Raw genomic sequence first — 14,260 nt, forward strand, 5'->3', positions numbered from 1 at the left:
ACCTAAAGAGAGTACTAAGGGTATCTTTAGGATATCTTAGTTTGAATCTTACCGGAGACACCCATCCCCTTAGTGTGGGTTAATGGTCCTTCCGCCTCCTAGGCAGGTCCCTTAGGATGTCTCTATATTATAGGTGAGCGTAATTCTTCAGACCTCAACGAGGCACAGGAGCGATCAGGGAGGAAAATGCAGAAGAGGCTATTCGCAGAGCTACCGCAAGGCGTCTAGCATGTGACTGTGAGCACCACGCAGCGTCCTGCACAGCCTCACTTGTAATTACTGGCAGCGTTGCCAGAAGAGAGAACAGCGTTGATTTCGAGAGGGGGCGTGTATTGCCACCATGGTCAAGGGATGCGATACCCGTAAGGATGTCATCCAGTGCCATAACCTCCCTTAGGTTTCCATCCTGTTTGAAGTACGAAAACCCCAGGTATCCCTCAAGGTGTTCACAAACCACACTATTGTCATGCTGCTTTGGTCGGCGAGCCATGTGACTCCTTTCAGATTACGATCTTGTCTACCCTTAGTGTGGGTTAATCGCAAATCAAAAAGAATCATTTAAATTCAACAAGTTACACAACACATCATCAAGTAAATTTCATTCCCACATGTAGCTCTAGAAATGCACAGGGAAAATAAATTTAGCCAGTCCTAGCTACTTGATCACCGAAGCAAAGCAACTCTGAGGGAGGCACACCCAAAGCATCAGCAAGGCGGCAGATGTTTACCAGAGCAATGTTCCTCTGCCCTCGCTCAACACCACCTAAGTAGCTTCTTGCCACCCCGGACTCAAGCGAGAGTGTCTCTTGGCTCCATCCTTTCGCCTTTCTTAGCTGCGCCAGCCTTTTGCCAAATTCCTTTTGCACATCCATGGATCACCCCCACCAAAGAAGGATGATGCTAGGCAGTAGGCTACTATGAGGCGACGCCCTATGAGTGACAATTAGGAGTAAATGATGCTAGAGTATTGTCACTGATAGTAGCCAACAGACAGACTCACAAGCCACTCGCTCACAGAAAGGGCAGCAAATTGTTTATTACGATTGCTTTAACGATGGGGTATCTGATAGCAATTAATGCATGGGTTGAAACTCAAGTTCGATCCAATATAGGAGCCGGTTATGCAAACTCTACACTAGGTTTACTTTCATCAATGGGGGGACTGGGAAGCTGGGCGTGCACCCTACCTGCAGCATATTTCTACGCAACTTCAGATTATGATAAAAATCTTTGGGATGGACTAATATTTATCCTTTGTACATTCGGCGGTGCCATTCTGGCTGGATTAATAAAGTTCCGCACACTATCGTACTTAATCAGCCCCTTCGTACTCTTTACAAACACTACTCTGGTCTATGTCACATATTCCATGAGCAGATAACCCCGTTACAGATATTAGAAGGGCGCTAGGTCAACTTGACAATCCGAATGACGCCAGGGAGATAACCTCAAGACCTTCCACAAAAAAATATGAGCAACTCTCTCTGTTTCATTCCGACTCGCATCATTCAACCCTGTAGGGACAAGCTTTTGAACATCTCGCAGGCCAGCCTCAATAACTACCAGACAGAATGGTCACAAGTTATCCCAGCGATAGACTAAGCGCGTGATGCCTTCAGCGCCCTCTTCACGCTGCTCTCACCGATGCCGAAGTGTTCTGCAGTGGCCTTGATTGTGGCACCAGTCTCAACCTTCCATGCAGCTACAGCAGTGTCATCCACAGACTTGGGCCTACCAGTGTAGCGGCCTTCAGCCTTGGCAAGCTGGATGCCTCTGCGCTGCATCTCCTTGCGGTTCACATAGTCCACTTCACCTTGTGCAGCCATGAAGGCCAGGACAGCATCACGGGTCGCCTTGGCAATTGGATCATCAGCGGCACCATCAAATACCATTCCATTCATGGTGCATCTCACGGTCACCCCACGCTGCATGAGCACCTGCATAGTGTTGTGCAGTTCATCATAGCGGCGGCTGATGCGGTCAAGCCAGCGTACATAGAGGGTATCGCCACGACGCAGTGCAGCCATCACCTTGGGCCACTCTGGGCGGTCTGCGGGGGCTACGTGGTAACCGGAGACACCTTCATCGAAGAAGCAGTCATCACAGCCCAGTGCCTCAGCCTCTACTCGTTGCTGGCTGCTGTTCTGCTCACTGGTAGATACACGACCGTAGTAGATGGAATGGCTGCTGGTATGGGATGTCATGGTGTTTTGACCCTAGTCCAAAAAGTAATAGGGCCAATATTATTCAGTCCAAAATATGAAGTCAACCCTAATGGACCCTATTTGGACCATATTCAGTCCAGTCCCACAGGGTATACCTTATGACTCGCTTTGGGATGGTGCAGCGCCCATGCTGGTAATCAGCTGGATGCACTGATGCAAGCAGGTTTTCGTATGGCTCAGCAGGGATACGGTGGACTCATCCGCGACAGGTGCGAAACGCAGAGTCCCCAAGGGATATGCCCCTGCATAGTCCAGTGCAGATAGCGTGGCATGTGCACCTTGGCGTGATAGGTCTCGATAAACGGTTTGGTAATAAATGAGTAATTCTCCTCTATTCGCCAGTTGATACACATCGAACTTCTCTGGTTCCAATACCTTGGGATAGTTGTGGATCGCTTCCAAGTCAGAGGAGGAGAACAATGTGTTCACGTGATCCCCAAGTTTCTTTAGCTCTGCACGGATCGCGTTGACCTGCTTCTCTTCCTCTCGCTCATCAACTTTGCATAGCTCCTGAAAGTAGTCCGGTTGCTTGAACAAGGCTGAAGATAGGAAAAGGTACTCATATGCTGACCTTAGTGTTGAGGCTGCAGGTATGGGCATGCCCTTTTCACATAGAACCACTGAAGCCTGACAGCAAGTGATGCACTGGCACAAAGAGGTAAGGGCAATCTGAATGGCTGCGGATGGCACAGGCAGAGCCGTACCTAGAAGCTGCTTCATGGCGACCATGGAGGAGACGTACACTGGGCCAAGCGCCTCACTGAAGTCTCCCCTGATCTGGCTTGTCACCTCGGTCAGATCGGACAGAAAGCCAAGTTCACGAAAGTTATCCATAGAATTTCCCTTGCCGTATGTAGTGAGTGAGGCCCCCCCAACGGGGGACATTCGCATCCAGCGCAATCTCGAAGTGGCCTCTCAGAAATTTTTACTGGAATTTTTGACCTGTTTCCACGTTGTGTACCTATTTGTGTACCTAGACGTGTACCTACTGAATCACTACAATCCAGCAGAAATATCAATAACTTACAATAACAAGGATGTCGATCTGTGTACCTAATTCCGAAGCTGAAGGTCACAGGTTCGATCCCTGTCGGGTGCGCCAATAATATCAATAGCTTAATAGTAAGTATTGAGTAAGTTCTTTCTAAATAATCTCCCACACACCCTCTCCTGGGACCATTTTTCAACTTACTGCCCTTCTACTCTTGGCAGCCATACAGCTACGTATTTAAATCTGTCTCCGTTTTTTAAGCTAATCCGACTCCTCCTAGCACTCTTCCAGCTACATCCGATAAATAGAAAAGCGTGGCACAACTGTTACAGCGCCATCAGTCTTGCTTAGCATAAGTGCTGCCAGTTCCGCACCCACACCTATATCCATGCATGTTGTGAGCCTGGCTTTTACGCGGCCAGAGAACCCAACTGACAAATAAAAACAGCCGACGTGCAAGGCATGCAGGCCGACTGTGGCATCTTCATCAGGCCGCCGTCAGCGCATGAGTGCGCTGCGGTGCCGCATCAGGACTGGATCTGGCTTTGCAGGTAGTTGGCCAGACTGACATCCTTGATCAGGCTAAGCTGCGTCTCCAGCCAGTCGATGGTTTCTTCGCAGTGCTCCAGCAGCTCCTGCAGCAGCTCACGGCTGACGTAGTCCTGCTTTTGTTCGCAATGGGCAATGCCCTCCACCAGTTGCGGGCGCTGTACTTCTACTTCGTAGCGTAAATCACTGCGCAAGCATTCTTCCACGGTTTCGCCGATGTGCAGCTTGCCCAGGTCTTGCAGATTGGGCAGTCCTTCCAGAAACAGGATGCGTTCAATCAGCTCGTCGGCCTCTTTCATCACCCGGATAGACTGTTTGTACTGATAGTCGTTAAGCCGCTCCAAGCCCCAGTTGCGGAACATGCGCGCATGCAGGAAATACTGGTTGATGGCGGTCAGCTCGTTACGCAGCACATGGTTGAGCAGCTTGATGACGGTTTTGTCTGCTTTCATGAATATTCCTTACGCCATCTGGCTTTGCAGGTAGTTGGGCAGGCCGGTCAGCTCGATCAGCCGCAGCTGTTTTTCCAGGAAATAGGCATGATCCATTTCGGTATCATCCAGCTGGACAACCAGCATTTCCCGGCTGACATAGTCTTCCGCCTGCTCGCACTGGGCAATGGCTTTTTTCAGTTCGCGCGTGACCTTGTACTCCACCGCCAGGTCGGACTTAAGCATTTCTGGCACGGTGCTACCAATTTGCAGGGCTTCACGCTTGCTCAGATCTGGCTTGCCTTCCAGAAAGAGGATGCGCTGGATGATGGCCTGGGCATGTTCGCGCTCGTGAGCGGATTCGTGCAGCGCTTTTTCAGCCAGCTTCTGCAAGCCCATATCGGCATACATCTCGCCATGCAGCAGGTACTGGTCGACGGCGGTCAACTCGCCTGCCAGCAGGGTATTGAGCAGATCAATAATGTCTTGTTTGCCTTGCATGTGGATAATCCTTCCAATCGTTGTAGGTGACAGCACCGCGAAGTGGCGGGGGTGGATACGGCATCATAGCCCGGTCGGCGGGCCTCTTCGCGGCCTTAATGCGTCAAGATGAAGTGTAGCGGCGATGACAGTGCGCTGTGCATGGCCGCTACATAATCAATTTTGCATGCCGGCGTTTACCGTTATTTTCCAGGTGGTTTTACCCAGTCAGCCTAGCCGGAAAATACTGGAATGTAAGCCATTTTCGCAGGGTTTTACCACGCGGGCATCTACCATGCGCAGCGGCTCAGGATAACCGTGGGCTGCCCATCTGGCGCACCAATACGGCCTGTAGCGCGGAAACGGCCGTGTAAAGCGCCTGAACCAGCGGGTGCTGCTCGCTGATGTCCTCATGCTGACGGCAATAATCTTCCAGCGCCTGGCAGCTATTGATCAGCTGGCTGGCGTTGATAATGCGGGCAGCGCCCTTGATCTGATGCGCCACACGGGCAATACCGGCGGCATTGCCCAGCAACACCAGGGACTGCAACGACTCCATATCATCTCGCAGGCCCTGCAACAGGTGTTCCAGCAACTGCTGCAGCTGCTCGTCTTCCATGAAGGATAATTCATCCAGGCTATAGCTGATGTCGCCTTCTCCAGCCACTTTATTGTCGCGTCCGTTCATATGCTGTTGCAGACAGGCACGCAGACCGGAGAGGCTGATGGGCTTGAACAGGCAGTCGTCCATGCCGGCAGCGCGACAGCGCTCTTTTTCGTCAGGCAGGGCATTGGCAGTAAAGCCAAGCAACAAGATAGGCGGACGCTGTTCCTGTTCCTCTTGCTGGCGAATCGCCTGCGCTAGTTGGTAGCCGTTCATCTCTGGCATGTTGCAGTCGGTGAATATCACGTCGAAGCTACCCTGTTGCCACATCATCAGCCCTTCCCGGCCATGTGGTGCCACTGCAGTCTGATGCCCAAGGTAGCGCAGTTGCTGGGATAGCAGCAGTCGGTTTGCGGCATTGTCGTCCACCACCAGGATGCGCAGCCTGAGTTTGTCGGCCTGCGATTGGGCGACTCCGGCATCCGGAGCGGCTGGTTCGACATAGGGATGATCGGATACCGGCAAGCGCAATTCGATGTCCAGCCGGGTTCCATCATAGGGTTGGCTGCTGAGCGTAAGCGATCCTTGCATCATTTCGCACAGCGTTCGGCTGATAACCAGTCCCAGCCCGGTACCGCTGTGGACATTGCGCGCCACACCCCGCGCCTGGCCGAAGGGCAGGAACAGTCGCTGCTGATCTTCTTCGGAAATACCAATGCCGGTATCGGTAACCCGGATTTGCACCAGCAGTTGCTGATCCGGCAACACGCTCTGGCGGACTCGCACCGTCACGCTGCCCTGGGAGGTAAACTTGATGGCATTGCTAAGCAGATTGGACAGAATCTGCTTGAAGCGCAGTGGATCTAGCATGACCTGCCACTGCACCGGGGTGACCGGATCAATATCCAGAAACAGGCCCAGCTGCTTTTGCCGTGCCAAACCATCAAAGATGCGTACCACAGAGTTGGCCTGTTCCAGCAGATTGCATGGTTCCGGGTTCAGGCTCAGGTGTCCGGATTCGATGCGGACGATGTCCAGAATATCGCCAATCAGCCCCAGCAAGCCCTGTGCCGAATCATATGCCACCTGCAGCGAGGGCTGGTCTACCACGCCATGGTCGGCTTGGCGCAGGGCCAGTTCCAGCATGCCGATCACGGCGCTCATCGGCGTGCGGATTTCATGGCTCATGGTGGCAAGAAAGGTGGTTTTGGCCTGGCTGGCCTTGTCCGCCTGTTCTTTGGCGGCTTGCAGTTCTTCAATCAGCTGGCGACGCTCGCTGATGTCTATCCAGCCGCAGATGACTCCACGGATTACCCCTTCAGTATCCCGGAACGGTTGTATCCAGTGAAAGGCCGACACATGCTGCCGGTTGAGCATGACCTCCCGGTCACGCTGAATCGGCACTCCGTACTCGATGGCAAGTTGATAATCCTGTGCCAGTGTGGTGCGGGTCTTGTCATCAATATCGATAAGGCTGCCAATATTGTCACGATGGCTCATCGCCTCTTCCCGCGTCAGGGCCAGCGCTTGCAGATAGTGTTCGTTACAACTTAGCAATTGGCCTTTCCGGTCCAGCACATAAACGGGATAGGGTGTGACATCGATCAGCGTGGTCATGAAGTTGAGCTGGTCGTTCAGGGCCTTTTCTGCGGTTTGCCGTTTGGCAATCTGCTTGCGCAAGCGGTTATTCCACACCAGTGAAACCAGCAGCAGAATACTGGCCACCACGATAACCAGATAAATCAGGCCCAGGCTGTAGTCATACCAGCTCTGATTACTGGCACCAACATTGGTACGCCAGCGTTCGTTGAACAGGTTATCCAGGTTTTCCGGACCAATGCTGAACAGGGCCTTGTTGATGATGGAGCGCAGGATGACTTCATCCGGCTGCATGGCCAGCGACAAGGCATTGCTGGGCAGGCCGGTGATGTTGACTTCGCGCAATTTGCCATTGAACAGCAAGGGCAGGTAATAGCGGCTGTTCATGGTGGCCACCAGTGCCATGTCTGCCTTGCCGTTTTCCACCATGTCAAAAGCAGAAACCGGGTTGTTCACTTCCTTGAAAACAGCCCCCGGCAAAACTTTTTCCCACCCCATGCTGGCAATCAGCCCCCGGCTTACCGCGATAACCTTGTTGCGCAGGTCGGATACATCCCTGGGTGCATCGGTATTGACCCGCACCACCAGATTGTATGAAAGCGGTGTTACCGGCTCAGACTGCAACAAGCTATTGTGGCTGCCATGAACGGGCACAATCGCCAGATCCGCCTGGTTATGCAGCATCAGCTCCAGGGTATTCTCCAGCGAGTGGGACTTCCTGACTTCCAGACGTACACCAAGACGCGGCGCAATCAAATCCAGCAGCTCGGCGGTTGCTCCGCGCCATACGCCCTGATCGTCAAAGAAGGAAATCGGTGCCAGTGTATGACTGGCGGCCACGCGCAAGACCGGATGTCGTTTCAGCCAGTCCCGCTCTTCTACGGTGAAGGCAATGGGAAACGCGTAGGGCTGCAAGAACATGGCCCCACCGCTCCAGCGCTGGATCAACTGCTGTTGCTGCTGCTCTCCCAATTGCCCCAGTACCTTGTCCACCACGTTTTGCAGCCGGCCTTGAGTCTGGGCGATGGCAAACGACCAATTGCTGTCCCAGCGTGCGCGCCGGATGATGCGCAAGTCATCCACCAGGCTCTGGTTAGCTTCATAGTTGACTCCGGTGGCATCCCCCATGAACAGGTCGATCTGGTGAGCCTGCAGTGCAGCCAATCCTTTGGCTACCGAGTCGAAATAAGCCAGGTCTGCTTCGGGATAGATCTCCCGCACCAGCTTGGGAGGATGGTATAGCGGACGCATGCCGATGCGTACCTTGTGCGGATTAGGCTCTTCATACCCCACCATGATTGGCATATCGCGCAGATAGGGTTTGCTCAGCCGCATTTTGTGAAGCTGCAACTCGAAGGGCGTAACGGCACTGACCAGATCAATCTCCCCCCGGGCAAGCGCCTCCAGAGCTTGCTGGCGGCTGGCATAGTGGAGAACCTGCGGCTTCAACTTCAGTGTGCGGGTGAGATAACCGAAAACATCGGCACTGACCCCCTGGAATGTCCCACTTGCGCTGCTGATATCCAGAGGCGGCAGATCCCTGGCAACCCCCAGTCGCAGACTTGGCCGCGACTTCAGCCATTGCTCATCGTCCTCAGTCAAACCCGGGCTGCCAAGAACATTCAGTGGCCATGCCTGCAACGACAGTGGCTGTGGGGCAAGCACTGCAGCAGCCATGGCAGGAATGGCGAGCAGACAACACCACACGATGAACCCGCGTAAAAATAAGTGCATGAATTTCCCGCTGCCTATGGGGTGAAATACCCCTGTCTGTTTTTATCCATCCATGTGCCGTAGCCATAAAACCTGGGGCTATGCGAGCAGAGAGGCCAGATTGCCTCTCACTGGCCGCTCTGCAGAAGATACGTGGACGCTAGTATTTTTCTAGCAAACATCTTCTGAAGAGTATTGGTGAAATTTCCCAAAAGAACTCAGCATGACTTTTAGACAGTTGCATTTTGATAGCGGAACATGATGGGTACTACCGAGGGCGAAATCAGGCGCGGCTAGCTTCAAAGAGGAAAAAAGCAGAGGCAGGAAATGATTTTCACAGGATGCTGCGGTGGCCTTATTGCTGACCTTCCACTGATGCCATTTTGCGGGTTCGGATATCCACTGCGCGGTGCATTTCTAGCTGGATTTCCTGTTTGTACAAGATACATCCGCTGTACTGCCTTACCAGCCTGGTCATGCCTGGCATGCCAGGGCTGCGCGCATCAACGCTGCTTCCGGTTCAATCAGGTGTCATCAGTACACAGTATGGCTGTTTATTCAACTTTAACTACTTATGCGTACATTTTATTGCATGATGCCAGAAAATACCGCGACGCAGAAAGCAGACAAAGGAAAAGCCGGCAATGCCGGCTTTCTGGTTATCGGTGCCACAGGAATTCTGTCAGCGCTGCGCATGGATGGCGTGGTTCAGCGGGTAACGGACCGCTGCCATTGCCATGGCAATCTCGCTTTCACGCTCCGCCCAGTAACCCAGCCGCAGCAGGCAGTCGATTGCCACCAGCGCAGCATCAATCATGAAGCGCTCGGCCACCAGCAGCGCCTCAACCTCCGCCAGTGACAGGCAAACATGCTCGGCCACTTCGCCATCCTGATTACACGGCTGTTCGCTGCCGGACAGCCACAGGTCGTAGACATGCAGCCATTCGCGATGCAGGCCACGTTGTACCGGTCTTTCCGCCAGCAGCAAACCGGTTTGCGGCAGCAGCTCCAGCCTGTCGGCCGGTATACCGGCCTCTTCCCAGCCTTCACGCTCCAATGCCAGTTCGATAGATTCGCCAGCGGCAATTCCGCCGCCCATCAGGTTGTCCATGCGATTGGGGTCAACCGCCTTGTCCGGGCTGCGGCGGCCTACCCACATTTTCACCTCACCGGCAGCGGTGCGGGTCAGGCCATTCAGGTGCACGGCGCGGCTGGTTAGCCCCAGCGGGCGAAAAGCGGCGCGCTCCAGTTCAAACAGGGGGGTGGAGTCTGGAAGAAAGGCAGTGAAGTTTTCATTACGCCAGCCATTGAGCCAGCCGGCAGCCTGCCAGCGCCGGGCGGCCTGGTTCAACTGGCTGCTGATGGCGGCATAGTCACCGGCCACCTTGCAGATCAGTCCTTCTGGCTGCAAACCGAACAAATCTGCTTCGTTTTCCAGCAAACGCGCCAGCCAGGGCTGGTTGACACAGCCCATGTGCTGCGTACCGATCAGAAGCGGGGTAAATGCACTGCGATCGAAACGGGTGATCTTGGCCAGATACCCCAGAACTCCATCCACTTGCATGATGACTCCGAACAGACTGCCTATTGCGGGAAGGCGCCATCATAGGATGCAGAACCGGTTTTGCCCAACTTTTTCAGCATCTTGCGTGCCAAAAACGAATATTCCATTTGGAAGTGTTGCAGAAATTCACCTGCGCACAGCACCCAGCAAATCAGCCAGCCCGGAATGACGCTCCGGTGCCAGTTGTACGGCATGGGTCCAGACCGCATCGCTGCCGGCGACGGCAAAGCGGCTGCGCGCGCGGGTAATGGCGGTGTAAATCAGCGCCCGGTTAAGTACCGGTCCGGGGCTGGCCGGCAATTGCAGCCACACCGTATCAAACTCCGAGCCCTGGCTTTTGTGGACAGTCATGGCAAACACGGTTTCGTGCTGTGGCAGACGGCCGGGCGCAAACTCGCGCCAACTACCATCGGCGGCAGGAAAAGCCACCCGCAGGCCCTGGGGACGCTCCACGGTAAAGCCGATATCGCCGTTGAACAGGCCGACGCCGTAGTCATTGGCAGTAATCATCACCGGCCTGCCGGCATACCAGTCGCGCTCGGCCTGCTTGCGCCCCTGCTGTTGCAGCAGGCTTTCCATGCACAGGTTCACCTGTGCAACCTGGCTGCGTTCGGCGGCCAGTAGCATGAAGCGGGAAAATGCCGCCTGTATTTCATCCAGAGGCCGGCCTGCCGCAATGGCATCCAGATAAGGCCGATGTTGTTGCCACAACGCGCTCTCTGCCAGCGCCTGCAGCTGCGATATATCGGCATATTGGCCTGCCTGCAGCAACTGCAAAGCAGGCAAAGCGGCACCACGGTTGACCAGACCGGCCAAGGCACCGATGCCGGAATCCGCACGGAAGCGGTGGCTGTGCGTCAGCAACACCACACTATCGGCCAGTGCAGCAATTTTCCCTTCATCAGGCGGCAGCGCACCGGCACCGGCCTGTTCCATCCAGGCCCGCGTTGCCGGCAGATAGGCAAGCTGGCTGCACAAATCGCCCAGCACCGCACCGGCATCCACCGAGGCCAGTTGGTCGCGATCGCCCAGCAAAATCAGCCTTGCCTGTGATGGCAGCGCTTCGAGCAGACGCGCCATCATGGCCAGATCAATCATCGAAGCCTCGTCCACCACCAGCACATCCAGCGGCAAGGGCTGACCGGCATGGAAACGCGCCTGCGCCGCACCAGGCCGCAGGCCCAGCAAGCGATGCAGGGTTTGTGCCTGCTGCGGCAGCTGGTTGCGCACGGCGTCGGCCACTGGCAGCGTGTCACGGGCGCTGCGCACCGACTCGCTCATGCGTGCGGCAGCCTTACCGGTGGGCGCTGCCATGGCCATCACCAGTGGGCGTTCGGCCAGCGTGGCCAGCATGGCCAGCAAGCGCACCACGGTGGTGGTCTTGCCCGTTCCCGGCCCGCCAGAGACCACCAGCAGCCTTTGCCTGGCGGCCAGTGCGGCGGCCTGTTTTTGTCGATCCGGCTGCAGGTTTTGACTGGCGGGAAACAAGGTATCGAGCACCTGCCCAACCTTAGCCGCATCCTGTGGCAAGGTGGCGGAAGCCAGCTGAATCAGGCGGCGGGCCAGGTTTTGTTCGTCAAACCAGTGATGGGCAAAGTATAGGCGGCCAGCTGCATCCAGGATGAGCGGGGCATAGCTGCCCGGCGCGCCCAACAAGGGCGAGGCTTGCAGATTCCGCCGCTCTGGGCGGTGGGCGATGGGCAGACAAACATGACCGGACTGGTTGGCTGCGGCCAGTTCGCTCACCAAGGCCAGGGTGTTGTCATCCAGTGACGGATCCAGCCGCAAAAACAGCTGTGCCAGCTGGGATGGGAGCACTGCTTCGCTGACGGGCTGATTCATCCGCGCTGCTTTTGGAAAATGGCCTTGAGCTTGCCATTGGCTTGTAACTGGCTGATGGCCCGGTTAAGGGCCGGTACCCAGTGGCGATATTGCGGGTGAACCCGCAGCATCACCGCTTGCACGCTGATCATGCCACCCGGTTCGCAGCGCAATTCTTCCGGCAGCATGCCCAGCCGTTCAACCTGACGCCGCTCCAGCACCACGGCTTGCAAGCGGCCCAACCGCAACTTGCCCAGTGCTTCGTTTTCACCTTGTGACAGCTCGTAGCGCACGCCATTACGCTGCAGGTCGGGCTCGAATGCCACCAAGGGCTGCCCTTGCAACAGGCCGATCGTTAGGCCGTGCATATCCTCCAGTGTGCGCGCGGCTCGGCTACTGCCGGTGCGGGTGCATAGCTGGTAGTCCAGCGTGCCGATGGACTGGGTATAAAAACCGCCCACCGGCGACAGGCTGCGCCAGGCGGGATTGACCCCTACTTCCACATCCAGCCTAGCGATTTCAAACAGCTGCTGAATGCGCATCGCCGGGTAGTATTCGATCTCGAAACGCACACCGCTGAGCTTGCCGATCTGCTCCAGCGCCTCGCGGTAGATACCTGCCATCGGGCTGTCCGGCATGAAATTGTAGGGACCAGCATTGTCCACCACCACGCCTGCCCGCAGATTCACCTCGGCCGCCTGCACCGGAGACAGCAGCAGGCAGCACAGCAGCAACAGGAAACTACGCACCAAGCCTGGCCTCCAGCGCCGCGCAGATGGTGCTGAGCACCTTGATGCGGGCGTAATATTTATTGTTGGCTTCCACCAGTGTCCACGGCACCTTGCTGGTGCTGGTGCGATCCACCATATCGCTGACCGCCAGTTTGTAGGCATCCCATTTTTCACGGTTGCGCCAATCTTCCTCGGTAATCTTGAAGCGCTTGAAACCGGTTTCTTCGCGCAGTTTGAAGCGGGCCATCTGTTCTTCATTGCTGATGGCCAACCAAAACTTGAGCACGATGGCCCCGTTTTCACTGAGCTGGTGCTCGAAGTCATTGATTTCATAATAGGCACGCATCCAGTCTGGTTCGCGGGCAAAACCTTCCACCCGTTCTACCAGCACGCGGCCATACCAGGTACGGTCAAAAATGGTGATGCCGCCCTTGCCCGGCACCCGGCGCCAAAAGCGCCACAGCCAGGGCTTGGCGCGTTCTTCCTCGGTAGGCGCGGCCACCGGAATCACCCGGTAGCTACGGGCGTCCAAGGCCTGGGTAATGCGGCGGATGGTGCCGCCCTTGCCTGCGGCATCATTGCCCTCAAAGGCCAGCACCAGCGAGTGATTGCGGAAGCGCTCGTCGCGGGTCAGGCTGTTGAGCCTGCCTTGCAGTTCCGCCAGCCGCTTCTTGTAGTCGGCCTTGTCCATGTTCTGGTTCAGCTGCAGCGTGTCCAGAATCACCTTGTCGTCGATCGGTGCCAGCAGCGGCGGCGCTTCGGATGCTTCCACCACATGGCCGTTCTGGCTCATGCGGTTGCGAATGGCCTGCAGAATGGTCTGGCCCACGGTCAGGCTACGGAAATTGGCGTCCTCGCCATCCACCACAATCCACGGCGCGTAGGCGGTGTTGGTCAGGCGAATCATGTGCTCGCCGTATTTGCGGATGGTGTCGTAGCGCTCCATATTGGCCTTGTCATCCGCTGTCACGCGCCAACGGGTGGCCGGGTCTTTCTCCAGCTCTTTCAGACGCTTGCGCTGCTTGTCCTTGGTCAGGTGGAACCAGAACTTGAGAATCAGCGCACCATCCTGACTGATCATGCGTTCCAGCCGCATGATGTCGAAGATTTCACGATCGAAGGCATCATGGTCGATCTGCTCGTACACCCGGTCGAACAAGGCATCGGAATAGTAGGAGCCAAAGAATATGCCGATACGCCCCTTGGCCGGCAGTTTCTGCCAGTAGCGCCACATCCAGGGCCGGGCGCGTTCTTCGTCGTTGGCACTGGAAAACGCCACGGTGTCGATCAGGCGTGGGTCCAGCCATTCGTTGATCAGGTTCATGGTTTCGCCACGGCCTGCGCCGTCAAAACCGTGGATCAGGATCAACACCGGAAAATCGGCCTTTTCCTTCAGGTCGTACTGCACATCCAGCAGCGCTTCGCGCAATACCGGTACTTGTTCGCGGTAGCGATCCTTATCGATGGCATGGCCGATTTCTGCCGATTCAAACATTCCTGCCTCCTGGGCTGACCCGCAGCCATTATGCGATCCTGCCGCACAGGGCAGGTC

The 14,260-nt window shown here is 55.7% G+C and carries 10 protein-coding genes; all 10 read right to left on the reverse strand.

What is annotated here, in order from left to right:
* Nucleotides 1–641 precede the first annotated feature (641 nt).
* Nucleotides 642–872, reverse strand: a complete 231-nt coding sequence (locus tag ACODR9_RS21650) for a helix-turn-helix domain-containing protein (protein WP_488812249.1) — start codon at nt 870–872, stop codon at nt 642–644.
* A 726-nt stretch (nt 873–1,598) separates the two neighbouring features.
* Nucleotides 1,599–2,204, reverse strand: a complete 606-nt coding sequence (locus ACODR9_RS21655) for a recombinase family protein (protein WP_488812251.1) — start codon at nt 2,202–2,204, stop codon at nt 1,599–1,601.
* 117 nt (nt 2,205–2,321) lie between these two features.
* The gene (locus ACODR9_RS21660) at nt 2,322–3,059 is read right to left on the reverse strand and encodes a DUF5677 domain-containing protein (protein ID WP_488812253.1); all 738 of its coding nucleotides are present in this window, start codon (nt 3,057–3,059) and stop codon (nt 2,322–2,324) included.
* A 684-nt stretch (nt 3,060–3,743) separates the two neighbouring features.
* A complete protein-coding gene (gene bfr / locus ACODR9_RS21665; RefSeq protein ID WP_488812254.1) occupies nt 3,744–4,217 on the reverse strand; it encodes a bacterioferritin in 474 nt (157 codons plus the stop codon).
* 9 nt (nt 4,218–4,226) lie between these two features.
* Nucleotides 4,227–4,697, reverse strand: a complete 471-nt coding sequence (bfr, locus tag ACODR9_RS21670) for a bacterioferritin (RefSeq protein WP_159874858.1) — start codon at nt 4,695–4,697, stop codon at nt 4,227–4,229.
* A gap of 286 nt (nt 4,698–4,983) precedes the next feature.
* Entirely contained in the window at nt 4,984–8,613 is a 3,630-nt protein-coding gene (locus tag ACODR9_RS21675) for an ATP-binding protein (RefSeq protein WP_488812257.1), read from the reverse strand.
* Nucleotides 8,614–9,274: 661 nt separating this feature from the next.
* Nucleotides 9,275–10,156, reverse strand: a complete 882-nt coding sequence (locus ACODR9_RS21680; RefSeq protein WP_488812259.1) for an NUDIX hydrolase — start codon at nt 10,154–10,156, stop codon at nt 9,275–9,277.
* A 126-nt stretch (nt 10,157–10,282) separates the two neighbouring features.
* The gene (gene recD, locus ACODR9_RS21685; RefSeq protein ID WP_488812261.1) at nt 10,283–11,998 is read right to left on the reverse strand and encodes an exodeoxyribonuclease V subunit alpha; all 1,716 of its coding nucleotides are present in this window, start codon (nt 11,996–11,998) and stop codon (nt 10,283–10,285) included.
* Nucleotides 11,995–12,726 (reverse strand): substrate-binding periplasmic protein, encoded by a 732-nt coding sequence (locus ACODR9_RS21690; protein WP_488812263.1) that lies wholly within the window; start codon nt 12,724–12,726, stop codon nt 11,995–11,997. Before ACODR9_RS21690 ends, recD begins: the two co-directional genes overlap by 4 nt.
* The gene (gene pap, locus ACODR9_RS21695) at nt 12,719–14,203 is read right to left on the reverse strand and encodes a polyphosphate:AMP phosphotransferase (protein ID WP_488812265.1); all 1,485 of its coding nucleotides are present in this window, start codon (nt 14,201–14,203) and stop codon (nt 12,719–12,721) included. The genes ACODR9_RS21690 and pap overlap by 8 nt, the downstream gene beginning before the upstream one ends.
* Nucleotides 14,204–14,260: the final 57 nt, after the last annotated feature.

Source organism: Aquitalea sp. FG25 (genome assembly GCF_057809375.1).

What these genes read in the sequence shown, in the direction of transcription:
- ACODR9_RS21655 (WP_488812251.1), bottom strand. Translation starts at nt 2,204, where the DNA reads ATGACATCCCATACCAGCAGCCATTCCATCTACTACGGTCGTGTATCT.
- bfr (WP_159874858.1), bottom strand. Translation starts at nt 4,697, where the DNA reads ATGCAAGGCAAACAAGACATTATTGATCTGCTCAATACCCTGCTGGCA.
- ACODR9_RS21675 (WP_488812257.1), bottom strand. Translation starts at nt 8,613, where the DNA reads ATGCACTTATTTTTACGCGGGTTCATCGTGTGGTGTTGTCTGCTCGCC.
- pap (WP_488812265.1), bottom strand. Translation starts at nt 14,203, where the DNA reads ATGTTTGAATCGGCAGAAATCGGCCATGCCATCGATAAGGATCGCTAC.
- ACODR9_RS21680 (WP_488812259.1), bottom strand. Translation starts at nt 10,156, where the DNA reads ATGCAAGTGGATGGAGTTCTGGGGTATCTGGCCAAGATCACCCGTTTC.
- ACODR9_RS21660 (WP_488812253.1), bottom strand. Translation starts at nt 3,059, where the DNA reads ATGGATAACTTTCGTGAACTTGGCTTTCTGTCCGATCTGACCGAGGTG.
- recD (WP_488812261.1), bottom strand. Translation starts at nt 11,998, where the DNA reads ATGAATCAGCCCGTCAGCGAAGCAGTGCTCCCATCCCAGCTGGCACAG.
- ACODR9_RS21650 (WP_488812249.1), bottom strand. Translation starts at nt 872, where the DNA reads ATGGATGTGCAAAAGGAATTTGGCAAAAGGCTGGCGCAGCTAAGAAAG.
- bfr (WP_488812254.1), bottom strand. Translation starts at nt 4,217, where the DNA reads ATGAAAGCAGACAAAACCGTCATCAAGCTGCTCAACCATGTGCTGCGT.